The organism is Mycolicibacterium vulneris (genome assembly GCF_002104765.1).
In the GTDB taxonomy this organism is placed as follows: domain Bacteria; phylum Actinomycetota; class Actinomycetes; order Mycobacteriales; family Mycobacteriaceae; genus Mycobacterium; species Mycobacterium vulneris.
The window spans coordinates 189241-211701 of the sequence record NZ_NCXM01000005.1 but is presented as its reverse complement, the minus strand read 5'-3'; the positions used below and the strand labels follow the sequence as shown (position 1 = coordinate 211701).

21 protein-coding genes and 1 pseudogene are annotated in these 22461 nt (G+C 65.2%); 9 read left to right on the top strand and 13 right to left on the bottom strand.

All coding sequences use genetic code 11. From position 1 onward, the window contains the following. The first annotated feature begins 128 nt into the window (after window positions 1-128). Together B8W69_RS07040 and B8W69_RS07035 are read left to right on the top strand one after the other, a co-directional pair. Window positions 129-1160, top strand: a complete 1032-nt coding sequence (locus B8W69_RS07040) for a hotdog fold thioesterase (protein WP_085289176.1) — start codon at window positions 129-131, stop codon at window positions 1158-1160. A gap of 99 nt (window positions 1161-1259) precedes the next feature. Beyond that, window positions 1260-2465 carry an amidohydrolase family protein gene (locus tag B8W69_RS07035; RefSeq protein WP_085289175.1) on the top strand — a complete coding sequence of 402 codons (1206 nt, stop codon included), beginning with the start codon at window positions 1260-1262 and terminating at the stop codon, window positions 2463-2465. Here B8W69_RS07035 and B8W69_RS07030 read toward each other — a convergent pair. Beyond that, on the bottom strand, window positions 2457-2969 hold the full coding sequence (locus B8W69_RS07030; protein WP_085289219.1) for a DUF421 domain-containing protein: 513 nt from the start codon (window positions 2967-2969) through the stop codon (window positions 2457-2459). The genes B8W69_RS07035 and B8W69_RS07030 overlap by 9 nt on opposite strands. Next, window positions 2966-3202 carry a phosphatidylserine decarboxylase gene (locus B8W69_RS07025; protein WP_245843154.1) on the bottom strand — a complete coding sequence of 79 codons (237 nt, stop codon included), beginning with the start codon at window positions 3200-3202 and terminating at the stop codon, window positions 2966-2968. Before B8W69_RS07025 ends, B8W69_RS07030 begins: the two co-directional genes overlap by 4 nt. A gap of 222 nt (window positions 3203-3424) precedes the next feature. Between B8W69_RS07025 and B8W69_RS07020 the strand changes: the two are divergent. Then, a pseudogene (locus B8W69_RS07020) lies at window positions 3425-3673 on the top strand (hypothetical protein); the annotation flags it as partial. A 97-nt stretch (window positions 3674-3770) separates the two neighbouring features. On the opposite strand, the gene B8W69_RS07015 reads toward B8W69_RS07020, so the two are convergent. Further along, entirely contained in the window at window positions 3771-4271 is a 501-nt protein-coding gene (locus tag B8W69_RS07015) for an oxidoreductase (protein WP_085289217.1), read from the bottom strand. Between the two features lie 248 nt (window positions 4272-4519). Between B8W69_RS07015 and B8W69_RS07010 the strand changes: the two genes are divergently transcribed. Then, complete coding sequence (locus tag B8W69_RS07010) at window positions 4520-6487, top strand: SpoIIE family protein phosphatase (protein ID WP_085289174.1); 1968 nt, start codon at window positions 4520-4522, stop codon at window positions 6485-6487. Here the strand turns inward: B8W69_RS07010 and B8W69_RS07005 are convergent. From B8W69_RS07005 to B8W69_RS06995, 3 genes are all read right to left on the bottom strand, one after another. Next, window positions 6484-7728: an acyl-CoA dehydrogenase family protein gene (locus tag B8W69_RS07005; RefSeq protein WP_085289173.1), complete on the bottom strand. Its 1245-nt coding sequence runs from the start codon at window positions 7726-7728 to the stop codon at window positions 6484-6486. The genes B8W69_RS07010 and B8W69_RS07005 overlap by 4 nt on opposite strands. A gap of 10 nt (window positions 7729-7738) precedes the next feature. Beyond that, entirely contained in the window at window positions 7739-8881 is a 1143-nt protein-coding gene (locus B8W69_RS07000; RefSeq protein ID WP_085289172.1) for an acyl-CoA dehydrogenase family protein, read from the bottom strand. 199 nt (window positions 8882-9080) lie between these two features. Beyond that, window positions 9081-10040: an alpha/beta hydrolase gene (locus B8W69_RS06995; protein ID WP_085289171.1), complete on the bottom strand. Its 960-nt coding sequence runs from the start codon at window positions 10038-10040 to the stop codon at window positions 9081-9083. Between the two features lie 356 nt (window positions 10041-10396). Between B8W69_RS06995 and B8W69_RS06990 the strand changes: the two genes are divergently transcribed. Beyond that, window positions 10397-11629 carry a cytochrome P450 gene (locus B8W69_RS06990; RefSeq protein WP_085289170.1) on the top strand — a complete coding sequence of 411 codons (1233 nt, stop codon included), beginning with the start codon at window positions 10397-10399 and terminating at the stop codon, window positions 11627-11629. Then, window positions 11626-12783 (top strand): Zn-dependent alcohol dehydrogenase, encoded by a 1158-nt coding sequence (locus B8W69_RS06985; RefSeq protein WP_085289169.1) that lies wholly within the window; start codon window positions 11626-11628, stop codon window positions 12781-12783. Before B8W69_RS06990 ends, B8W69_RS06985 begins: the two co-directional genes overlap by 4 nt. A gap of 9 nt (window positions 12784-12792) precedes the next feature. Here the strand turns inward: B8W69_RS06985 and B8W69_RS06980 are convergent, their stop codons facing one another. From B8W69_RS06980 to B8W69_RS06970, 3 genes are read right to left on the bottom strand one after another with little or no spacing between them, the layout of a single operon-like run. Next, window positions 12793-14697: a YhgE/Pip domain-containing protein gene (locus B8W69_RS06980; protein WP_085289168.1), complete on the bottom strand. Its 1905-nt coding sequence runs from the start codon at window positions 14695-14697 to the stop codon at window positions 12793-12795. A 2-nt stretch (window positions 14698-14699) separates the two neighbouring features. Beyond that, window positions 14700-15377: a hypothetical protein gene (locus B8W69_RS06975; protein ID WP_085289167.1), complete on the bottom strand. Its 678-nt coding sequence runs from the start codon at window positions 15375-15377 to the stop codon at window positions 14700-14702. A gap of 13 nt (window positions 15378-15390) precedes the next feature. After that, window positions 15391-16020: a TetR/AcrR family transcriptional regulator gene (locus B8W69_RS06970; protein ID WP_085289166.1), complete on the bottom strand. Its 630-nt coding sequence runs from the start codon at window positions 16018-16020 to the stop codon at window positions 15391-15393. A gap of 302 nt (window positions 16021-16322) precedes the next feature. Here B8W69_RS06970 and B8W69_RS06960 point away from each other — a divergent pair, with 302 nt between their 5' ends. Then, window positions 16323-16700 (top strand): Rossmann-fold NAD(P)-binding domain-containing protein, encoded by a 378-nt coding sequence (locus B8W69_RS06960; RefSeq protein WP_133057979.1) that lies wholly within the window; start codon window positions 16323-16325, stop codon window positions 16698-16700. On the opposite strand, the gene B8W69_RS30530 is transcribed toward B8W69_RS06960, so the two are convergent. The 3 genes from B8W69_RS30530 to B8W69_RS06950 are packed head-to-tail and all read right to left on the bottom strand — an operon-like array spanning window position 16701 to window position 18965. Beyond that, window positions 16701-16871, bottom strand: a complete 171-nt coding sequence (locus tag B8W69_RS30530; protein WP_165762567.1) for a hypothetical protein — start codon at window positions 16869-16871, stop codon at window positions 16701-16703. It lies immediately after the preceding gene. Between the two features lie 7 nt (window positions 16872-16878). Beyond that, window positions 16879-17895 carry an LLM class F420-dependent oxidoreductase gene (locus B8W69_RS06955; RefSeq protein ID WP_245843152.1) on the bottom strand — a complete coding sequence of 339 codons (1017 nt, stop codon included), beginning with the start codon at window positions 17893-17895 and terminating at the stop codon, window positions 16879-16881. After that, on the bottom strand, window positions 17892-18965 hold the full coding sequence (locus B8W69_RS06950; RefSeq protein WP_245843160.1) for an acyl-CoA dehydrogenase family protein: 1074 nt from the start codon (window positions 18963-18965) through the stop codon (window positions 17892-17894). The genes B8W69_RS06955 and B8W69_RS06950 overlap by 4 nt, the downstream gene beginning before the upstream one ends. 190 nt (window positions 18966-19155) lie before the next feature. Between B8W69_RS06950 and B8W69_RS06945 the strand changes: the two genes are divergently transcribed. After that, window positions 19156-19791 (top strand): TetR/AcrR family transcriptional regulator, encoded by a 636-nt coding sequence (locus B8W69_RS06945; RefSeq protein WP_085289162.1) that lies wholly within the window; start codon window positions 19156-19158, stop codon window positions 19789-19791. Between the two features lie 602 nt (window positions 19792-20393). Then, window positions 20394-21479, top strand: a complete 1086-nt coding sequence (locus tag B8W69_RS06940) for a DUF2855 family protein (protein ID WP_085289161.1) — start codon at window positions 20394-20396, stop codon at window positions 21477-21479. 34 nt (window positions 21480-21513) lie between these two features. Here B8W69_RS06940 and B8W69_RS06935 read toward each other — a convergent pair whose 3' ends face one another. Next, on the bottom strand, window positions 21514-22299 hold the full coding sequence (locus B8W69_RS06935; RefSeq protein WP_245843158.1) for an SDR family oxidoreductase: 786 nt from the start codon (window positions 22297-22299) through the stop codon (window positions 21514-21516). Between the last annotated feature and the right edge of the window lie 162 nt (window positions 22300-22461).

Sequence of the window (22461 nt, the reverse complement as noted above, 5' to 3'; positions counted from 1 at the left end):
AACTACGGCCGGCAGCAGCGAAAGGATGCGTCGTTGCCCCAAGGCGTAAGCGCCACCTCGGGCCGCCAGTCGCGGTAACCTCATTCTCATAGCACGACCAGCGCGCTACGGAAGGGGACGAATCGCTCATGGCCGACCCCAGCGACGACGCGGAGATCACCCGTGGCGACCGCTTCATCAAGACCGCCGTGGCGATACTGGGCGAGACGGGCCGCACGGACTTCACCGTGCAAGAGGTGGTGGCGCGCTCCAAGACGTCGCTGCGCGCCTTCTACCAACACTTCAGCAGCAAGGACGCACTGCTGCTGGCGCTGTTCGACCGAACCATCGCCCAATCGGTGCAGGCGTGGCGCGCCGAAACCACGGGGATGGACAGCACCTCGGCGCTGAAGTTACTGATCGACCGGCTCAGCCAGCAGCCCGAGTCGAGCACCCAGGACAGCCTCAACCGGGCTTTGACCCTCTACAACCAGCACCTGGCCGAGACCCGGCCCCGCGAATACGCCCGGGTGCTCTCTCCCCTGCACGGCCTGATTCGCGACATCGTCGGGCAGGGCATCACCGAGGGAGTCTTCAACCCTGGCCTGGATGTTGGCGCGGCGGCCGCCATCGTCATGCAGACGATGATGGGTGCGCAGCGATTGCATTGGCTCGGTTCGGAATTGAACGGATCACCGGTGGACGCCGGCCAGCTCTATGACTTCTGCAGCCGTGCCCTGGGCACCCGCGACACCGACGAAGAATCGGCCGCCCCGTCGCTGGCCGAGCTGTTCGCCCAGATCGGCATGCGCCCCGGCACCCGCAACGGCGAATTCGCCATGACCATGCCGGTCAGCCCCGCGGTCGTCAACACATCCGGCGCGCTGCAGGGCGGCCTGATCGCCACGCTCGTCGACGTGGCGGGCGGACAATTCGGGCTGGACTATCTGCAACCGGGCACCACCATGACCACCGCGGACCTCTTCATCCGATACCTGCGGCCGGTCCGCCAGGGCTCGGCCTTCGCGGTACCCACGATGCTGCGATCCGGACGCCGCGCGATGGTGATGCAGGTGGACATCTACGGCGACGGCGACGATGAACTGCGCGCTACGGCGACGGTGAATTTCGCCGTGATCGAGGGGAAAACACCACAGCTCCCCAGCTGGCCGGACGCGTGAGCCGGCCGGAGCGGCCGCGGACCAGTATACCTAATTAGGCAGAAGTGGTAACGTCATTACCAGGCCGTGAGAATCTAAGATTTTTCCAAGGAGATCGCCATGCCCTCTCGCGAACTTTCCTTCCCGGTGTTCGACGCAGACAACCACATGTACGAGCCGCAGGAAGCGCTGACCAAGTACCTTCCGGACAAGCGCAAGAACGTCATCGACTACGTGCAAGTTCGCGGTCGCACCAAAATCGTTGTGCGCGGCCACATCAGCGAGTACATCCCTAACCCGACCTTCGAAAAGGTCGCCAGGCCAGGCGCCCAGGAGGACTACTTCCGCAACGGTGCGCAGGGCAAGACCTACCGCGAGATCCTCGGCGAGCCGATGAAGGCCATCCCCGCCTTCCGGGAGCCGGGCGCGCGCCTCGAGGTGATGGACGAGCTCGGCATCGACTACGCGCTGATGTTCCCGACGCTGGCCAGCCTGGTCGAGGAGCGCATGAAGGACGACCCGGAGATGACCCACGACGTCATCCACGCGCTTAACGAGTGGATGCACGAGCAGTGGACGTTCAACTACCAGGACCGCATCTTCGCCACCCCGGTGATCACGCTGCCGATCGTCGACCGCGCGCTGGAAGAGCTGCAGTGGTGCCTGGAGCGCGGCGCCCGCACCGTGCTGGTCCGCCCGGCGCCGGTGCCCGGCTACAAGGGCAGCCGATCCTTTGGGCTCGAGGAATTCGACCCGTTCTGGCAGGCCTGCATCAAGGCCGAGATCCCGGTCTCAATGCACGCTTCGGACAGCGGTTACTCCGAGTTCGCGAACGTGTGGGAGCCCGGCGACGAGTTCCTGCCGTTCAAGCCGACCGCGTTCCGCAGCTTCGCGATGGGCCATCGGCCGATCCTGGACGCAATGGGTGCCCTGGTGTGCCACGGCGCGTTGTCCCGCAACCCCGAGCTGCGAATCCTGTCGATCGAGAACGGCGCCGACTGGGTACCGGACCTGTTCAAGGGCCTCAAGGGCGTCTACAAGAAGATGCCGCAATCGTTCAGCGAGGACCCGATCGAGGCGTTCAAGCGCTGCGTCTACATCACCCCGTTCTGGGAGGACCGGTTCACCGAGATCGTCAACATGGTCGGCACCGACCGGGTGATGTTCGGCTCCGACTGGCCGCACCCCGAGGGCCTGAAAGACCCCATCAGTTTCGTTGACGAGCTCACCGACTTCTCCGAATCCGATATCGCCAAGATCATGGGCGGCAACCTGATGAAGCTCATGAAGGTGTCCGCGCCGGCGAAGAAACCGGTCTCAGCCTGATCGCTGCCCGGTGCTCGGCGGTTCGACATCACCGAGCACCGAGACGACGCCCTTGGTCTCGAACAACGCGAGGCGGACGTCGGCGGGCGTTTGGTGACCGTGTTGACGCAAGATGGCGTCCAAATCTCCTCGAGTCAGCCTGCAGCCCTTTAAGTTTGCATCGTCCACTTGGCCGTCGCTGATCAGGACGCGCACCGGCGGGTCAACGAGTCGGCGAACCCGCGGGATCAGGCGCAGCCGGGCGACGAGGTCGTGGGCGGCGATCAGAGTGAGCAGCGCCGCGGTCCCGGTGAACCACGAGGTGTCGGCGGCAGTAGCGGTACGTCCCACGATGGCGCCGACCGCGACCGCGGTTACCCAGTCGAACGGCGTGAACTCGGCGATGGTCCGGCGCAGCACGAGCCGGAAAGCCGTTACCGCTGTGGTGAATAAGGCAAGCGCCTTGAGCGCCGCGTAGATCGCCGGCTGCCATCCGTCGAAGAACTGCGCTGGTAGGTCACTCATCGCCATCTCCCACGCGGCAACCGAAGATCCACGCCCTCTTGGACGAGCACGATGATGTCGGAGCCGCCAAATTGGAAGAAGCCGAACTTTTCGCCTTTGGCCATGTGTGGGCCCTCGACCGAGGTCAGCATGACCGAGGGAACATGCGCCATCCCGACCTCCCGGAACTTCTGCGAGTCCTGCGGCCGCGCGCCGTTGAGGATGTCGCGCAATTGCTCGATGATTCCTTCCAAGTACCCTCCGGCGCCGGGCGTAAACGGGAGCAGCCGCGAGAGCGGGGACGCCGCAGACCCATTGCCGCACTTCGCGGCGACCCGCTGGGCGATGCCGGCGTCCGTCCGCCCGAATCGGGGTATACGCCACCATGGTGCGCGATTCCGCGGTCACCAAGCGGTGCGTCGGAGTGAGCAGGGCAGATGAGCGCGGCACCGAACAACGGGCGCCGGTCAACATCGATGATGACGTCGCGTTCCTCACCGATCAGATCGAGGCGCTGCAACGACTCGGACATTTTGCGGAGCGGAATCGAGATCCTGGCCACCCACCCGAAGTTGTATTGGCACGACGACAGCAAGCCGGGCACCGAGTGGGCGCGCTTCACCCGAAAGGTGATGCCGTGGAGCAGGATCTACGACACCCTGGGTGAGGAAGAGGATTACAGCCCGTTCATTTCGTTGCCCGGCCGCGCGCAGCTCGGCGTGGGCTCGTCGACGTCGTCGCGCTAGTCACGAACAAGACGTTCAGCCAATGGTCGATGCGCAGCCATACCGGATAGTCCAACACTGTCATGCCGGCGCCCCGTCAGTCGTACCACTGCTGGCGTCGCGGATAGGCCACGTTGATGCCCGACAGCACCGTCGTATGCACGACGATAAACGCCGCCGCGCAAGCCATCCCCAATGTTCCGGGTGCGAAGTCCCATCGCGCGGTCATCGTGACTAGCCCGGGCAGGCTGACCCACCGAGTGACCAGATACAGGGCGAGAAATGCCGAGCAGACCAAACTGCCGAGGTACCAACCCGCCTGGGGCACAGCAGGTTTGACGCCGACCACCATGGCGCTCGCCGCGGTCAGGCACGCGCCGGCCAACACCAGCACATAGGCGACGAAATAGCGGGGCAGGTCCGGTTCGGCGGCCAGCATGTAGACGTGCACCCCCACCAGCCCGGTCAAAAGCCCCCCGCCCAGAGCGGTTACCGTGCGCGGCAGGTTGAACACCACCCAACCGTTCAACGTCAGCGCAGGGGACGACAGGAGACGCCGCCAGAGCGCAATCGCGCGTCGCGCCACGAGATCGGCCACGTACCCGCCCCGCACGTCCGCAAACGGGCAGCTCGGCGGTTTGGCGGGCCGCGATTTTCGCAGTCATCAGTCGCACGTGTCAGCCAATTGCCGACACCGACGAGACCGGCATCAGCCTGTAGCAATACGCATTGCAAGAACGATTGCTAGTCTGAACAACTACGTGTGCAAAGGTCAGCCCATTTGACCCGGTTTTTCGAGTCGGCCCCCTTTCGGGCCGCCCGGCGGCTGCTAGGAGGAACGGCCAGATGGTGGCCGAAAAGGACTGGGACAGAACCGTCGGCGCGGCAGACGACGTACGCCGCGTCTTCGAGAACGTCCCAGCGCTGTTGGTCGGGCTCGAGGGGCCCGACCACCGATTTGTCGCGGTCAATGCGGCTTACCGCACCCTCAGTCCGCCAATTGACTCCATCGGGCTATTTGTGCGCGACATCTATCCCGAGCTGGAGAGCCAGGAAATCCTGCACATGTTCGACCGGGTATATCAAACCGGCGAGCCGCAGTCGGGCACGGAATGGCGGGTGCAGGCCGACTTCCAGGGCGAGGGACGAGCGCAGGAACACTACTTCGACTTCATCGTCACGGCGCGCCGCGCAGAGGACGGCTCGATCGAGGGCGTCCAGCTGGCCTTCGTCGACGTCACCAGCCGGGTGCAGACGCGGATGGCCGCCGAGGCACGCCTCGAGGAGATGTCCGAGCGGTACCGCAACGTCCGCGATTCCGCCACCGTGATGCAGCAGGCGCTACTGGCACCGTCGGTGCCCATCATCCCGGGCGCGGACGTGACCGCGCAGTACCTCGTCGCCGCGGAGGACACCGCGGCCGGTGGTGACTGGTTCGACGCGATACCCCTCGGGGACCGGCTGGTGCTCGTCGTCGGGGACGTCGTCGGTCACGGCGTCGAAGCGGCCGCGGTGATGTCGCAGCTGCGCACCGCGCTGCGGATGCAGGTCGTCGCGGGATATCCGATCGCCGAGGCGCTCGAGGCGGTCGACCGTTTCCGCAAGCACGTTCCCGGCTCGAACACGGCCACCATCTGCGTCGGCTCGCTCGACTTCGGCACCGGCGAATTCCGGTACTGCACCGCCGGACACCCGCCGCCGCTTCTGGTGACGGCGGATGCCACCGCACGCTATCTCGAGCCCTCCGGCGGCGGCCCGCTCGGCAGCGGCACCGGCTTTCCGGTGCGCACCGAATTCCTCGACGTGGGTGACTCGATCCTGTTGTACACCGACGGTCTGATCGAACGACCCGGCCGGCCGCTGGGCGCCAGCACCGCTGAATTCGCCGAGCTGGCCGCAAACATCGTCGGCGGCCAGCGCGGGTTCGTCATCGAATCATCGGTGCGCCCGATCGACCGAATCTGCTCGGAGACACTGGAATTACTGCTGCGCTCCACGGGCTACAGCGACGACGTGACACTCCTTGCGGCGCAACGCCGGACGCCGCCCGCACCCCTGCACTTGACACTGGACGCGACCATCCGGACCGCACGGACGGTGCGCACCCGCCTGCGGCAGTGGCTGTCGGAGCTCGGCGCCGACACCGAGGATATCTCCGATGTGGTGCACGCGATCTCGGAGTTCGTCGAGAACGCGGTCGAGCACGGGTATGCCGCCGAGGTCCCCGACGGCGTTGTCGTCGAGGCGGCACTGTCCGGCGACGGCAACCTGCACGCCTCGGTGACCGACCACGGACGGTGGAAGGACCACCGCGAGGGCGAGACGGGCCGCGGCCGCGGCCTTGCCATGGCCGAGGCCCTGGTGTCGGAGGCGCACGTCAGTCACGGCGCCGAAGGGACGACCGCCAGTGTGACGCACCAACTTTCGCGGCCGGCGAATTTCGTCACCGATTCGGTGGTCAGCTGGGCGGCCGATCGGCGGACGGCCAATGCAGAATTCGTCTCGGAAGTCAGCGAACCGGGCCGCATCGTGGTCAGTGGCGACGTCGACTCCAACACCGCCTCCACCCTGGACCGTCAGATCGCGGTCGAAAGCCGTTCCGGCGTAGCGCCGTTGACGGTCGATCTCACCGCCGTCACCCACCTGGGATCGGCGGGCGTCAGCGCGCTGGCCGCCGCCCGCGAGCGGGCGCTCCGACAGGGCAGCGAGTACGTGCTGGTGGCCCCGCCGGGAAGCCCGGCGCACCACGTGCTGTCGCTGGTGCAGATCCCGGTGGTCAGCGGCCTCGCCGAGAACGTCGTCGCCGAGGGTTAGGCCCGGTCGGCTCGCTCGCCGTGCCGCACCTGATTGAACGGAACCCCACGATCGGCGGCGTACTCCCGCGGGAAGCCCAGCACCCGCTCGCCGATCACGTTGCGGGCCATCTCCGTTGTGCCGCCGCCTATGGCGACCGTCTGCCGGGATAGATACCGCAGGCCCGTTTCGAGTCCTGCGCCCCGCTCCCCCACCACGCCCGCGCTTCCGGCGATCGCCAGCGCCGTGTCGACGTCGGTGGTCGTGGTCTCGGAGTGGAACAGCCTAATTAGCGTTCCGGCTGCCGCCGGCAGCGCGCCGTCTCTGACGCTGCGGTACACGTGACCGATCAATTGCTCGGCCACCGCGCGGTGCACCAGGGCGCGACCGGCCATCTCGCGCACGCGCTCGTTGTCGGCCTGGCCGGTCTTCTCCGCAAGCGCCACGTAGTCGACCGGAATCGCGTTGCCGCCCTCGCTGCCGCTGCCGCTGGCGAACTCGGACCCCTGCCCCACCGCTCGTCGTTCGTGGTACAGCTGCCGGGATGCCACCGCCCAGCCGCCGTTGACCTCGCCGACGACGGCGTCATCTGCGACGTCGACACCGTCTAGGAACTCCTCGCAGAATTCGGTGGAACCGCTCAGCATTGTGATGTGCCGCAACGTGATTCCCGGATGCGCGATAGGCACCAGGAACATCGTCAGGCCCTCGTGCTTTGGCACGTCCCAGTCGGTGCGGGCCAGACACAGGCCGTAATCGGCGGCGAACGCGCTCGTGCTCCAGGTCTTGGCGCCGTTGATGATCCAACGGTCACCCCGCCGCTCGGCCCGGGTGAGGACACCGGCCAGGTCCGATCCGCCGCTGGGCTCGCTCAACAACTGCACCAGCACTTCCTCACCGCGCAGCGCCGCGGCGATGTGCTGCTTCTTCTGGTCTTCGCTGCCGGTGTCGAGCAGGGTGGCGCAGCAGATGGTGAACGTCGGTGTGTTGAGAATCAACGGCATCTCGTAGTCGAGGGATTCGACATCGAAGGCCTTCTGGTATTCGTAGTCCAGCCCGAGGCCGCCGTACTCGCGGGGGAAGCAGATGCCGGCGAATCCGCCGTCGTACAAACGCTTTTGCAGCTCTCTGGCCCTCAGCCAGGACCGTTCCTCGTCACGTGGCGCGGCCGGCGGGGCCTCACTGTCGATGGCGGGCATGTTGTCCGCCAGCCACGCCCTGGCCCGGGCGGCGAACTCCGCAACCGACTCGGTCGACGTCATCGGATCTTCCTCATTTTGCCGAACGACCCGCCTTCTCAAACTCGTACACGCGCAGATTATGCTCCTCCGGCGTCCCAAACATGCCGCGGTACAGCGTGATCCGGCGAAGGTACAGGTGCAGGTCGTGCTCCCAGGTGACGCCGATGCCCCCGTGCATCTGCACACACGCCTGGACGATCTGCCCCGCCATCTCGCCCACGTAGGACTTGGCGATGCTGGCCGACACATTCGCTTCCGGCGCGCGGGAGGCCACGTCGGCGACCGCCGCCGAGGTGGTGGCGCGGCAGGCTTCCAGCCAGAGCTTCATGTCGGCGAACTTGTGCTTGAGCGCCTGATACGACGCCAGCGGGCGACCGAATGTGTGCCGGTCCAGCGCCCACCGCACGGTGAGGTCGAACACCGTCTGCAGGGAACCGACCACCTCGGCGCATTGCAGCACCTGGGCGATCTGGCTTTGTCGATCGACGAGCGCAGCCGTCTCGCCGGCGGTGCCGACGGCCGCCGACCGCGGCACCACCACGCCGTCGAAGTGCACCCGGCCGTATTGCTTGACCAGATCGACCGACTGCTGGGGCTCGATCCGGACTCCTGGCGCGTCCGCCGGGACCAGGAACTGACGAATCTCCGCGCCGCACCGCGCCACCACCAGCAGCAGCGCACTCTGGGCGGCCGCCTCGACACGGTCCTTGACGCCGTCGATGCGGTAACCGGAATCGGTTTCTGTGGCCGTGACCGACGGATCCAGCGGTGCCCAGCCCCGGCCCGGCTCACAGACCGCCCACGACGCCACGGCTTCACCCGCTATCAGCGCTTCGATGGCGTCGGCGTGCTCGCCGGAGTTCGTGCACTCGACAAGCCCGGCCAGCACGGTGCTGACCGGGTACAGCGGCCCGGGCGCCACCGTCTTGCCGAGTTGCTCGGCGACCATCGCGAGGTCGGCGAAGCCGTTCTCCGAGACGCTTCCGCCGCCCAACTCCTCCGGCACGAGCAGGCCTGTCCAGCCGAGCTCCGCGGCGCGCTGCCACCACGCGGGATCGAATGATGTGCCCGCGGTGTGCAGCTCCCGCACCCGGCGCAGCGGCGCTTCCTTTTCCAGGAAAGCCTGGGTGGTCGAGGTGAAAAGGATCTTTTCGGGAGAGTCGAGGGTGGTCATAGTGCCGAGGGGATCCTTCTTGACATTCGATCGCTGCGGCTGCAACGGAATCGGTTTGAGTATTTGATCATCCGCCCGATCGGTCCTCGGTTGGCTGCCGATTCCGATGTTAGCAACGCTCGATACGGTAAGAGATACCGGAGTTCAGTCGGTAAAGGTAAGTCAAGACGGTTGGCGGAGTCGCGCGCACACAATTGCGCTACATCGCGAACACGCGGCGCATCGCCTGCGCGTGCAGCGCCCGATTCTCCTGGGAAACAACCCAATCGGGGACCATCGAGTCGAACCCGTTGAAGGTCGCGGCGATCACGTGCAATTCGGTGTGGACGTGCGCGTGCAACAGCCGGTTGGCGTAGTCGATGGCCTCGTCCCGGCACGGATCGATCTCGGAACAACTGACGAAGGTGGGCGGCAGGCCCTCGAGATTGGCCCGGTGCGCGGGAACGTGCTGACCGTTGGCGCGGGCGTCACCGAGATAGTGGTTCCACGCCCGGCTCACGGCCGGACCGTTGAGACCTGGGGTGCGCTGGAATTCCCGACGCGACGGCGTGGCATCGGAATCGAGCATCGGCTGGTGCAGGATCGGCATCAGTATCGCCGGACCTTCCTGGTCGAACATGCGCTGAGTCAGACCCGCGACCAGCGCCGCGCCCGCATCGCGGCCCATCACCGCGATGCGGCTTGCGTCGGCGTCCAGCTCCGCGCTGTTCTCGACGGCGTAACGGAAGGCCGCCTCGACATCGTCGAGCGCCGCCGGACACCGATATTCAGGGGCCAGTCGGTAGTCCACCGACACCACCAGACAATCGCCGTCACGGGCCAGCTCCACGCAGTGCGCGTGGTCGGTCTCCAGATTCCCGGTGACGAACCCGCCGCCATGCGCGTACACCACCAGCGGCGCGGAGGATTCGGTGCGGCCGCGGTACAAACGCAGACCCAGCTGCTGACCGTCCGGACCGGCAATGGAGCGCCAATCGATGTAGACACCAGTGGTATCGGCCGCTGCGGCGCGCTGCGCGGCCAGCAGGTTGGCGTGTTCGCGCTCGGCCGGCAGTGTCTCGGCGCGGAATTCGAAGGCGCCCAACTCCACGGCGGCATCGCGCAGCACCGGATCGATGCGGCCGAGGCCGTGCGGCCGGGCCAGGTTCGTCTGTGTCATATCAACTCATTGTTCGGGCTCGTCGTTCGGGCTCATCGGCGGTCCCGGAAGGTCAGCCTTACCGTAAACCAACTTCAAGGTAGACCTGCGCTTTTAGCGGGTGACACACCAGGTGCTCGGCGCCGCGAACGAGCCCGGCGGGCCGGTGCCGCGGTAGAAATGGAGCCATATCGAGTCGGCCTTCGGCACGCCGCGAATCGGTCGCCGTCGGCCCCGGCGAGCACGAGCCATTGGGCTTCGTTGCTATCTATACTATGATAGCTATTTTCCGCTCGGTACACCCGCCGTGGATTTCGCGGGCACTCGTCATCCGGTCCGCGTGAACCGCCTTATCCGTTGTTTCAGGAGGAGCGCTGATGCCGCTCAGCACCGGCCCGAACGGTCAGCCCGTCGTACCTTCACTCGATTTCACCGGTGAAACCAGCCCCTACCCGTTTTTTCAACACATGCGTCATACCGACCCGGTGTGGCACGGGTCCCTGAGCGATAACACCCAGTTGCCGGAGGAGCTGCGACCCAGTGACGAGTGGGTCCTGTTCGATTACAACGGTGTATCCCAAGCCTTTCGCGACGACCGGATCTTCACGTCGGCCGCCTACGACAAGACGATCGGGTTGGTGATGGGACACACCATCCTGGCGATGGGCGGCCGGGAACATCACGATCACCGCAACCTGGTGGCCAAGGCGTTCCGTGCGACCGCGCTGCAACGCTGGGAACCGTCGGTCATCGGGCCGGTCTGCGATCGACTGGTCGACGAGATCAAGAACGACGGTCAAGCCGATCTGGTCAAGGCGGTGACTTTCGAATTTCCCACCCGGATCATCTCGACGCTGCTCGGCCTGCCGGCCGAGGACCTGGACCTCTTCCGGCGGTTGTCCCTCGACCTGATCTCGATCCCGACCGACATCGAGGCGGGATTGAACGCCGCGACAGAACTCTACGATTATTTCCTCAAACAGGTCGAGCAGCGCAGGCGCAAGCTCACCGATGACATCATCGGCGACCTGGTCGCCGCCGAGATCGACGGCGAGAAACTCACCGACGAGGCCATCATCGCCTTCTTGCGGCTGCTGCTCCCGGCCGGCCTGGAGACCACCTATCGCTCATCGGGCAATCTGCTGTACCTGCTGCTGACCCACCCCGAACAGCTCGCGATGGTCAACCAGGACCGGTCACTGATACCGATGGCGATCGAGGAGGGCCTGCGGTTCGAAACGCCACTGACCATGGTCATGCGGACCACAACCGAAGAGGTCGAAATCGGTGGTAAGGCAATCCCTGCCGAGGCCCAGATCGACATGTGCATAGGCTCGGCCAACCGTGACGAGACCCGCTGGACCGATCCCAATACATTCGACATCCGCCGGCCGCGGCAATCCCACATCGCCTTCGCCGGTGGAATCCACATGTGCCTCGGCATGCACCTGGCCCGGCTGGAGACCCGGGTCATGTTGAACAGCCTGTTAGACCGCGTCGAGAATCTGGCGTTCGTGCCCGACGACGGAACCGGCGAGGAATCCAAGATCGTCGGGCTCACCTTCCGGTCGCCGAACAAGCTTCCGGTGACGTTCGCCCCCGCCGCATGAGAAGCCGCGCAGCGATCCTGCACGACGTCGGCGGGCCGTGGTCCGTCGAGGAATTCGAGCTCGATCCCCCCAAGGCCGGCGAGGTGCTGGTGCAGATGGCGGCGGCCGGCTTGTGCCACTCCGACGACCACATCCTCAAAGGTGACATGTCGGCGCCCAACGAGGTGATGCGATCGATGGGGCTGCCGACCATGTTCCCGACGATCGGTGGCCACGAGGGCTCCGGCATCGTGCGCGAGGTCGGCCCGGACGTCACCGACTTCGAGCCGGGTGACCACGTGGTGATGTCGTTCGTGGCCGTGTGCGGCCAATGCCGTTGGTGTGCCAGCGGAGTCGAGTACCTGTGCGACGTCGGCATCGGCACCATGATCCCGGGGATGCCGACGGATGGCACGTTCCGCCACCACACCGCCGACGGCCACAGCCTCGGCCACATCGCCAAGATCGGCGCATTCGCCGAACACACTGTGGTATCGACGAATTCACTGGTGAAGATCGAGCAACACCTGCCACTGACATCGAGCGCCCTGCTGTCCTGCGCCATCCCGACCGGTTACGGTTCCGTCGCCAACCGGTCCAACATGCGCGCCGGCGACACGGTCGTGGTGATCGGCGTCGGCGGGATCGGCACGGGCGCGATCCAGGGAGCCCGCATCAACGGCGCCGCGCAGATCGTCGCGGTGGATCCGGTTGACTTCAAACAGAAGTCGGCACTGCAGTTCGGCGCGACACACAGCGCGGCGACGATTGACGAGGCGCTGGATCTGGTGCGCGGCCTGACCTACGGAGTGATGGCCGACGCGGTGGTGGTCTCGCCCTCGTTGATCACGCAGGAGGACGTCCGCGACGCCGTGAAGCTCACCCGCAAGGGCGGCACCTGCGTGCTCACCGGCATGACGTCGCAGTTGACCCGGTCGGTCAAGATCGACCTGCAGGATTTCATCCTGATGAACAAGACGTTGGCGGGCACCATATTCGGCTCGTGCAATCCGAAGGCGGACATCTCCCGGCTGGCCAGGCTTTATGAGACGGGCCAGCTTCAGCTCGACGAGATGATCACCAAGCGTTATCGTCTCGACGAGGTCAACGACGCCTACGACGACCTGCTCAACGGCAAAATCGTCCGGGGCATCATCGATTTCGGGATCGCCTGAAAGCTCTGCCTACATCTTGATCGCGGGGATAAGCCTGCTGAGATTCCAGAGCCGGTCTCTTCGCGCCGACAGGCAGGAGATCGCCAGTGCGACAGCCGTTATCCCAACCAGCACGATGATCGCCTGCCATAGCCGGGCGTCGATGCCGCCGAGTATCAGCTGCCGGAGTCCGTTGACGCCATAGGTCATCGGGTCGAAGCGGTGCAGGACCTGGAAGGGCCGTGACGTGGTTTCCACGGGATACATGCCGCCTGCACTGACGAGCTGCAACATGAGCAGGGCCATGATCAGCACCCGGCCCACCGCTGGACCGACGAGCGCATTGATCGCCTGCGTCGCGGCTACGAACGCACCGGAAATCAGCACCATGAACCCCAGCATCGCCGCGGGGTGCACGGCGTGCATACCGAGGGCGAACCGGACCACGCAATAGAGAATGACGGCTTGGAACACCGCGATCGCGGCGGCAGGTAGGTAGCTGGCGAGCACCACGCGGAGCGCGAGCACCTCCGCGGCGATCGCGCGAGCCTGCAGGGGCCGCAGCACCATCCACAGCACCAGGGCGCCGAAGAATAGAGCGAGCGTGAGAAAGAACGGAGCCATCCCGGTGCCGAAGTTGGGCGCGGCGTTCTCGTGTGAAGCCTCGAGTTGCACCGGACCACCGATGGTGTCGGCGACCGCATCCTTCTGCTGGGTCGTCCAGTTGGGTACCTGCTTGGCCCCGTCGGCGAGTTTGGTCGCCAGCTCGGCCGATCCCGCCTTGAGTTGTCGTGCGCCGTCGTCGAGTTTGGCTATGCCGCCGGCCAATTCGGCGTTACCGGTGGCGACCTGCTGTGCTCCGTCGCGCAGTTGGGTGAGCTTGTTCGTCAGGTCCTGCCCCTTGCTGCCGACCTGGTCGAGCGCCGACCCGAGCGGACTGCCTGGGTTCCGCAACCCCGATGTCATGGAGATCGCCGCGTTCTGCGCGTCGGTGATCTGCTGGCGGATCTGGGGTGTGAACTGGTGACCCCGGAGCTGATCCTGGATGCCGCGGAGGTTGTTCGCCAGCGGATCCTGTCGTGCCGAGAGCTGATCGATCACCGATGAAAGCGAGTTTGCGGCGGCATCCTGCGCGGTGGCGATGGCACCGATCTGGTCGTTGGCCTGCTGAAGCGCGGTTGCGCCCTGTTGCAGTTGCTGCGTGCTGCCGCCGATTTGCGATACCGCCTTGGTCACCGCGAGCAGCGGGTCGGTGGCCTGGTTGATCCCGTCTGACAGTTGCTTGGCACCGGTGGCAAGCGATGCCGAGCCGGACCGCGCGGTGTCCAGACCGGACACCAGCTGACCGGCGCCGTCATCGAGTCGAGCGGCCCCGTCTGCGGCCTGCTTGATACCCGATCCCGACGAAACCACCACCGATAGCATCTGATTGACGGCCTGTCCCGAGATCCGGCTGGACACGGCGTTGAGTACCTGGCCGATGGCGGTACGACCGATACTCGTGGAGATGTAGTTGTTGGCGTCGTTGTAGACGGCGATCAGGTTGGCCTTCTTGGGTTGCCCGGTTACCGGCGAAGCGATCGCCGCGCTGAAGTCCGGCGGCAACTCGACCATGAAGTAATACTTGCCGTGGTCGACTCCGTTGCGTGCCTCCGTTAAGTCCACGACGTGCCAGTCCAGTCCTCCGTCCGCGGTCAGGCTCTTGGCGATCTCCGCGCCGGCGTTGAACTGCTGCCCGGACACGACGGCCCCACGATCGGAGTTGACCAGCGCCACCGGCATCTTGTTGGTGTGGCCGAAGGGATCCCAGAACGCCCACAGGTACAGCGCCCCATACACCAGGGGCAGCAGCATCAGTACGACGATGGCCACGCGCGTCAAACGGCTGCGGCCGAAACGTTTGATCTCCGAGCCAAAGGCGAGTCCAGCCAGCATCGTCAGTCCTCTCCGGTCAGGATGCGGTGATCGTGAAGTTCATGGTCGGGCGCGTCCGCGCCGAGCGGGTTGGTCACCCCGACGACGACGGTGCGCTGCTTCGCGATCACGCCCAGCCGGTCGGCCGCGATCGCCCGTCGGGAATTGTCACGAACCTGCTCGAGGTCGCCGATCACCAGGATCGGACGATTCGACAGCAACGCCAGCGTGATTCGCAGCAAAAACAGTTCCAGGTCTGACAATTCGACGATGTACGTGTGGTGGGACGGCGGGGTCATCTCGCCGAAAACCTCGGTCAGCTCGGCCTCGCCGGCTTGCAGCGGCACAGGTGAGTACCACGGTGCCAGCCACCGGCATTGCTCGGCGAGCACGGTCTCCACGGTCACCGATTCCTCCAGCTCGTCGATGTCTTCGAAGGCCGCGATCGAGCAGTGCCGGCGGATCGCGCGCGGGGTTGTTTGACCGTGGACGGTCAGGGTGCCGTGGCTCGGCTTGAAACGTCCCGCGAGGGTCAGCAGCAGCGTGGTCTGACCTGGCCCGCCGGGCATCCGAATCGCGTGAAAACCCGGTGGGAGCGCGAGGTCGACTCCCGAGAACAAAGGCCCGTGCTCACCGTCAACCCCTAGACCGTTGGCGGTGATCAACGGCGCAGGAGCGTCCGGCTCGTCTTTTGTATCCATGCTGAAGCTCTCCTTAGTCGCCGGACGCCCGAACCGATTCCAGCACTGCGGCGATCAGCTGCGCGAGCAGGTCGGGGTTGATGGTCCCGGGGCGCAGGACCTCTTCCATCGCGATGCCTAGGTTGATGGTGACGACGAGCTGGGCGAGATCGGCCAGCTGCCCGTCGGATGGCACGGTGGCGGTCGGTTTGACGATGTGCCGCGCTTGGTCGGCGGCGGCGGCGCGGCGGCGTCCGATCAGGCGCTCGCGAAGCTGCGGATCGCGCTGGGCCCGCAACCAGTACTCGACGAGCAGGACGTAGTAGTCGGAATGGTCGCGCACTGAGTCCAGCACTGATTGGCTCAACTCGCGCGCGGCCGCGTGGGTGTCACCGCCGCTGCTGTTCAGCGCTGTCGCGATCTGCCCGCCGCGACGCTCGAACTCGCGGTCGAGCAGGGCTAGGAACAGTTCATCCTTGGATTCGAAGTTCGAGTAGACCGCGCCCTTCGTGAAGCCCGCGGCCTGACCGATCGCGTCGATGGTGGCACCGGCGAACCCTTCGGCGGCGAATACCGTCGCGGCCGCATCCAGAATCCGGTCGCGAACCTCGCCTCGAGTGGGGCGGGTTCGGTGCGGCTTGACGGGCGACATGGTCAGTAGCATACTCGGCAGTATCGATTGGATACCAGCGAGTATCTGATGGATGGCCGAGAGGCCGATATCACGCACATTGCCTACACGGCGCTGCATGAGAAGCCCGAACTCGTCGCGGGCTGGTCGAGCCAAGATCAGATCGAGACCAACAACACGATGCTACGCAACGTCGTCGAACCGATCTTGGCTAGCACCAACGATTTTCAGCACATCAGCATCCTGCAGGGAACGAAAGTCTATGGCGTGCATCTGCACCCGGCCCCATCCCCGCGCGGGAAAGCGATCCGCGTGACCCCCATGACAACTTCTTCTTGGATCAAGAAGACTACGTCCGGGAGATGGGCGCAAAGCACGGCTTCGCTTACACGGCACTGCGTCCGGAACTCGTCACCGACCCCTCACGTGGTGCACTGAATGTTCTTCCCGCGATCGGCGTGTACGCCGCTATTCGACGCGAGCAGGGCGAACCGTTCAGTTCTACCGGTGGCAATTCGTTCGTCTGGGAAGCAGCCGACGCCGACCTTGTCGCTGACGTGATGGTCTGGGCTGCGCGATCACCTCGAGCAGCCAATGAGGCGTTCAACATCACCAACGGTGACGTTTTTGAATGGCGGAATGCGTGGCCTGCTTTGGCCAAAACCCTCGGTGTCGAGACTGGACCTGACACGCCCAGCAGTTTGGCCGACTAGCTAGCCGACCACAGCGACATCTGGGACCGCGTCGTTGCCAAGTACGGCCTTCGTCCCCTGAGTCTGCGCGAGTTGGTCGGTCACGGTGACCAGCATGCGGACTTCGCGTTCGCCTACAACATGCTTTGCCTCGAGGAACTCCTGACGTTCGGTGTCGGTGAAGAGCTTCATCCCGCGCTCAACCTGCTGGCGGGTTACTCCCGAGCGACTTGGATGAAATGAGTCGATACGTATCGGCGACAGCTTCAAGGACCCCCCGCCCGGCAGGGTCTTCGGCGGTGACCGGTACGACCGCAACGGTGTCTGCGCCGGCGTCCAAGTAGGCCTGTAGCCGGGCAGCGATTTGTTCGGGGCTGCCCACCGCGCCGAGTTGCTCGGTCAGCTCAACGGGAATGGCGGCCGCCAACTCCGAACGCCTCGCGCCGCTGCGGGCTTTCTCGACGAGGTCGGGGAACCCGAGGTCACAGAACATTTCTCCGTAGCCGGGCGGCGCGAGATATATCGCCAGCTGGTTTGCTGTTTGTCGTAGGGCGGCATCGCCGGGTCGCAGGGCCGCCGGTACCCAGACCGTCAAGTGGGGCGCCGTTCGGTCGACGGCGGCGGCGTAGTCGTCTATTTGTCTTCGCACCTGGGCGACCCGTTGGGGCGAGGAAAGGTTGAGCACCACCTCGTCGGCGATTTCAGCGGCCAGCCGCGTCATCGTCGGACCGAACGCCCCGACTCCGATGCGGGTGCCCGGCAGCGAGCCGCGCAGCCGAAATCCGTGACTGCGGATATAGCGGCCGTCGTAATCTGCGCGCTCGCCGCGCAAGATCGCACGCAGGCACTGGATTGTTTCGCGCATGCGGGGTGCGCTATGCAGCCAGTCGCGGTCGTGCCAGCCGCTCACGATCATGGGGCTCGAGGCACCGAGCGCGACGTCGATCTCGCAGCCGGTGAGCGATGCCACCGAGCTGGTGCCCAACGCGATAGCGACCGGGGTTCGCACGCTGATGGGCAGCGGCCCCAGTTTGAGCCGCAACCCCGGCGCGCGCATGCCAATGGCGGTGGCCAACGCGAAGGCGTCGAAGGTAGTCATCTCGCCGATCCACAGCCCAGTCAGCCCCACTTCACTGACCGCCTCGGCAATCTGCACCGCCTCCATGTCGGGCCGATCGAGCCAGAACGGCAACGTCGCCTCAATCCGCCCGGTCACAGCATTGCCACCTCGGCGGGCTGGCCCAGCAGGATGCGGCCCGGCAACTCTCGCGATGCCTCGTTCACTTGAAAATGCGCGGTGGCGGTGAACGCGTCGCGGAAGCGGCGCTGCAGCGGCGCGCCGTCATAGATGGCGCTTCCCCCGGCAAGGTCATACATCGTGCGCACCACATCCGCGGCGATACGGACCCCGTGCGTGGCGGCAAGCCGCAACCGGGTGCGCGCTTCCACGGGCACCGGAGTCTCGGCTTGATTTGCTTGCCAGACGGTTTCGATCGCCTGGTAATACAGTGCCCGCGCGCTCTCCAGCGCCGATTCGGCCGCGGCGACCGCGGCCTGGACAGTGGGCCGCTGGGCAAGCGTACGAGATGACGCGACACCCTTCTTTGCGCCGGCAATCTCGATGAAATCCTCAATGGCGGCGCGGGCGTTGCCCATTGCTGCGGCGGTGATGCAAGCAGCGAAGAAACCGAACGGCGGGAAGCGATACAACGGCCGGTTGATCGACGGCCCGTCAAATATTGAGACCACCCGCGAAGCCGGCACGAAGACCTCGTCGGCCACCGTGTCGTGGCTGCCGGTGCCGCGCAGGCCGAGGGTGTGCCAGGTGTCGAGGATCTGTAGTTCTTCGGCGGGCAACGCGACCACGGCCGGCCGGTCGTCGAGGACGCACCCGGCGAACAGGACGTCGGCGTGGGTGATGCCGCTGCAGAACGCCCACCGCCCCGACACCACGACACCGCCGGGAGCCCGACGGGCCGTGCCGTGCGGCGCCCACACACCGGAGGCCACGGCGCGACCGTCACCGAACAGCTCATCACGGCCGACCTGCGGCAGATAGGCGACCAGCAGGCTGCTGGTGATCGCGATCGACACGCACCAGCCGGCCGACGCATCCCCGCGTGCCACCGCTTCGGCGCAGCGCAACGCCGTGCCAGGAGCCAGCTCCAGAGCTTCGACCTCGGTCGGCGCTCCCGCGCGCAGCAGGCCCGAATCCCGCAGCGCCGCAACCAGTTCGGCGGGAAGTCTGCGATCGGCATCGATCTGATCTGCCATACCGCGTGCCATATCGCCTATCAGCCGGGCGCGCGCCACGATGTCCTCCTGGCCCGCTGCCGGCGAGGTTGTTTCGGTATCGGTCATGACGTCCTCGGCTTCCCCAAATAGCTACACTGCTGTAGCTTAAAGCTACGCTACTGTAGCTTCACGGCTATTGCCCTTGTCAAGAAGGGTGATAGCGGCCGACAGGAGGACCCGCATGACCGAGGCCACCGTGCGGCGCAACCGTCCCTACGCGCCGCGCCGGTCGCCCGAGCAGCGGCGCGAACAAATCCTGGATGTCGTGCTCGAGATCATCAGTACAGAGGGCGTCGGTGCGGTCAGCATCGATGCCGTCGCCCGACGCATCGGCGTCACCCGTCCCGTGGTCTATAGCCAGTTCACCGACGCCAATGACATGCTGCGCGGTTCACTCAAGCGTGAAGAACAGCTAGCACTCGCTCAGATCATCGACGCTATCCCCGGCGAGGACGACAAAGACTCTGCCACCTCGCTCCACCATCTGTTCGATGCCTACCTGCGCGGGGTCGCCGAGGCGCCCCACCGGTGGCGAGCGATTTTCATGATCGCCGACAGCGGCACCCCGACATTTCACAAACACGTCGCACGTCTTCGTGCCCGAATCGTACGCGAATTCGAAGTGGCGCTGAGTAAGTCGTGCACTGCCCAACCGCACTTCGATTCCGAGCTGCTGGCCCATCACCTGCTGGCTACGATGTGGGAATCGGGCCGGCTGCTGCTAGTAGCCCCGAAAGAGTTCCCCCAAGATCGTCTGCTGCGCTCCTTGGACGCGATGTTTACCGCGCTTGCAGTACAACCGCAGCCAGATTCTTGATCTGTGACGTTGCCCCTGCACTTTTTGCACCGATCCAAGCCGTCGGTCGGCGGGTAACACCACCGACTCAACATCGCGGCTTTGGCCCAATGTGCGGGCTACGTCTCACCACAGCGGCAAGATCGTGCGGCGCCCCGTAAACCCTTTGTAGCCAAGATCTTTCACTTCCGGCCGTCCATGCCACGCTATCGGCCAGCGAGCGGCTATGGCACACACACGGGTGGTCACATCCCTGCCAAAGCATTTGCGCTGGCGAGGGCAGGGACGACGAAGCGACGCGATATGGACCGGTAGCGCCTGACGTCGCCCTCGCCATAGATGGATGTCCAAACGCGTCAGCCTCGGTGGCAGTTCATTATTCGCCAACGCCCCGTCCAGAACGGATCCCACATCTCGGCCTGCATCATCTCCGTCGTGCACCCGCCCGATGGCGAACTGAAAACTACTTTGCTCCAATAACTTTGGTTGTCCGGACTCCCTAGCTGCGCCGGACTGACGGCGGTCCCCCCGCCACGGGGGTTTCAGCCCTGCCGGCACACACCGCCGGCGGCAGTGAGCACAGCCCAGTACCGCGACGGCCGCGATGCTGTGAAACTACTTTCATGAACACTTGGTCCGTCATCGTCGACCGGTCGGATCTGTCCTCAACGACACTGGTCGAGGCTGCCAGTATCCGGCCCACCACCGGGCAAGCGCTTCTGCGCGTGGAGCGTGTCGGCCTGACAATAAACAATTTGACCTACTGCGCGCTAGGCGACGCACTGGGCTACTGGGGCTACTTCCCCACTCAGGTCCCCGGTATGGCACACATTCCCCTGTGGGGTTACGCGCAAGTGGCTGCGAGCGAAACCGATGCATTGAAAACCGGTGACCGCGTATTTGGCTACTTGCCCAGTGCCAGCCATCTGCTCGTCACTCCGTCGCCGCTGGGCACCGATCGGTTCCGCGATGCCGCACCTCATCGCGGCGAGCTGATGCCGATCTACAACGAGTACACCGTTGTGACCGGAGCTCCTCGCTCGCCGGAACGCGAAAACCTTACAGCGCTGTACAGGCCGCTGTTCATGACAAGCTTTGCGTTCGAAGCATTCGGCGCCGCCAACGAGTGGTTCGGGGCACGCCGACTCCTCATCTCCTCCGCGTCAAGCAAAACCGGTTACGGCATCGCAAGCCTCGCGCGTAGCCGTGGCGGCATTGAGATTGTGGGCATCACGAGCCCGGCCAACGTCGCATTCAGCCAACAGCTCGGGTGCTACGACACCGTGATCACCTACGACGACGTTGAATCGCTTTCCAAGGTGCCGACCTTATACGCCGATCTCGCCGGCGACACCGACCTACGCAGGCGGCTCCACCGCCACCTTGCCGACAACCTGACTCACGATGCGGTGCTTGGCATCTCCCACATCTCAAGCCCGACCTCACTGCCAACCGAGGAACTCGTCGGCCCGAAGCCAACGGTCTTCGGCGCATTCGACTACCTGCTTACGCCCGCCATGCAGCAGGAAATCACGCGGCGGTATCACAGTGCGTGGGAAGACTTCCGAACATTGCTTCGCGACAACCTGGACGTCGTTACCGACGCGGGCCCAAAAGCCTTGCAAGACCATTGGACCCGGCTCCAAGGCGGAGAAGTCGACCCACGAAAGGGCCTCGTTGTCACCTTTGCAGACCCCGACGGCGCGTAACGGCTGTATCGGCGTACTCGCTACCGGCCGACGCTTACAGTGTCGGCACTAGCCCGCCATCGCAGCGCAGCGCTACTCCAGTCACGTAGGACGCTCGGCCGCTGCACAAGAAGGCGGCCACGGCGCCGAACTCGTCGGGCTCTCCATACCGGCCTGCTGGAATCTCACCGACTGAGGATTGTTCGACGTCGGCGACCGGGACGCCGGATCGGGCCGCAGCCGCTTCATTGATCTGGCGTGCACGCGGTGTTGCGATTCGGCCAGGCAGTAGAGAATTCACCGTAATACCGTGCGGGGCAACCTCACTCGCGAGAGTCTTCAAATAACCTGCCAGCGCGGCACGGCCGAGGTTGGACAACGCAAGACTGCTAATCGGGGCCACTACGCTGGTCGAGCTGATGCTCAAGATGCGGCCCCAGCGCTGCGCCTGCATGGCGGGCAGCACTGATCGCACCAGTTGCACTTGGGGCTTGACCAACGTGGCCACTGCGGAATCGACACCCGCGACATCAACATCTTCGGCACGTCCGGGCGCCGGGCCGGGCCCGTTGAGGACCAGGATGTCAATCTTGCCGACCCGTTTAGTCGATTCGCCAAACAGTCGCGCCGCGCCGTCGGCGGCCACGAGATCGCAGCCGATCCCGATAGCGTTGGGAAGTGTGGTTGCCACTTCCTCGGCGCGTTCGCCCGAACGGCTGGTCACCACCACTCTCGCGCCGTCCTCGCATAGTGCCCGGGCGGTCGCTAGGCCCAGCCCCGACGTTGAGGCGCAGACGAGAGCGGTGCGTTGTGTAAGTCCAAGATCCAATGCCACCACCATGCTCAAGAAAGGGGCCGTTCGGGCTGCTCGTAGTGACCCGTCGTGCCAGCTTAACCGGCATGCCCCACATCAGGGAGCAGCGACAAACCCCCCGACCTCGGCGCCTACGAACTTGCATGCAGAGCGATGGCGGTCAGCTACCGGCGATCCAGGCTGCTTTTT

Bases quoted from the DNA above. Each gene is read 5' to 3' on its own strand.
- B8W69_RS06975 (WP_085289167.1), bottom strand. From the start codon at position 15,377: ATGGATACAAAAGACGAGCCGGACGCTCCTGCGCCGTTGATCACCGCC.
- B8W69_RS06945 (WP_085289162.1), top strand. From the start codon at position 19,156: ATGACCGAGGCCACCGTGCGGCGCAACCGTCCCTACGCGCCGCGCCGG.
- B8W69_RS07035 (WP_085289175.1), top strand. From the start codon at position 1,260: ATGCCCTCTCGCGAACTTTCCTTCCCGGTGTTCGACGCAGACAACCAC.
- B8W69_RS06935 (WP_245843158.1), bottom strand. From the start codon at position 22,299: ATGGTGGTGGCATTGGATCTTGGACTTACACAACGCACCGCTCTCGTC.
- B8W69_RS07000 (WP_085289172.1), bottom strand. From the start codon at position 8,881: ATGACCACCCTCGACTCTCCCGAAAAGATCCTTTTCACCTCGACCACC.
- B8W69_RS06980 (WP_085289168.1), bottom strand. From the start codon at position 14,697: ATGCTGGCTGGACTCGCCTTTGGCTCGGAGATCAAACGTTTCGGCCGC.
- B8W69_RS30530 (WP_165762567.1), bottom strand. From the start codon at position 16,871: ATGAAGCTCTTCACCGACACCGAACGTCAGGAGTTCCTCGAGGCAAAG.
- B8W69_RS06970 (WP_085289166.1), bottom strand. From the start codon at position 16,020: ATGCTACTGACCATGTCGCCCGTCAAGCCGCACCGAACCCGCCCCACT.
- B8W69_RS07040 (WP_085289176.1), top strand. From the start codon at position 129: ATGGCCGACCCCAGCGACGACGCGGAGATCACCCGTGGCGACCGCTTC.
- B8W69_RS06995 (WP_085289171.1), bottom strand. From the start codon at position 10,040: ATGACACAGACGAACCTGGCCCGGCCGCACGGCCTCGGCCGCATCGAT.
- B8W69_RS06940 (WP_085289161.1), top strand. From the start codon at position 20,394: ATGAACACTTGGTCCGTCATCGTCGACCGGTCGGATCTGTCCTCAACG.
- B8W69_RS07005 (WP_085289173.1), bottom strand. From the start codon at position 7,728: ATGACGTCGACCGAGTCGGTTGCGGAGTTCGCCGCCCGGGCCAGGGCG.
- B8W69_RS06985 (WP_085289169.1), top strand. From the start codon at position 11,626: ATGAGAAGCCGCGCAGCGATCCTGCACGACGTCGGCGGGCCGTGGTCC.
- B8W69_RS06950 (WP_245843160.1), bottom strand. From the start codon at position 18,965: ATGGCACGCGGTATGGCAGATCAGATCGATGCCGATCGCAGACTTCCC.
- B8W69_RS07010 (WP_085289174.1), top strand. From the start codon at position 4,520: ATGGTGGCCGAAAAGGACTGGGACAGAACCGTCGGCGCGGCAGACGAC.
- B8W69_RS07030 (WP_085289219.1), bottom strand. From the start codon at position 2,969: ATGAGTGACCTACCAGCGCAGTTCTTCGACGGATGGCAGCCGGCGATC.
- B8W69_RS06990 (WP_085289170.1), top strand. From the start codon at position 10,397: ATGCCGCTCAGCACCGGCCCGAACGGTCAGCCCGTCGTACCTTCACTC.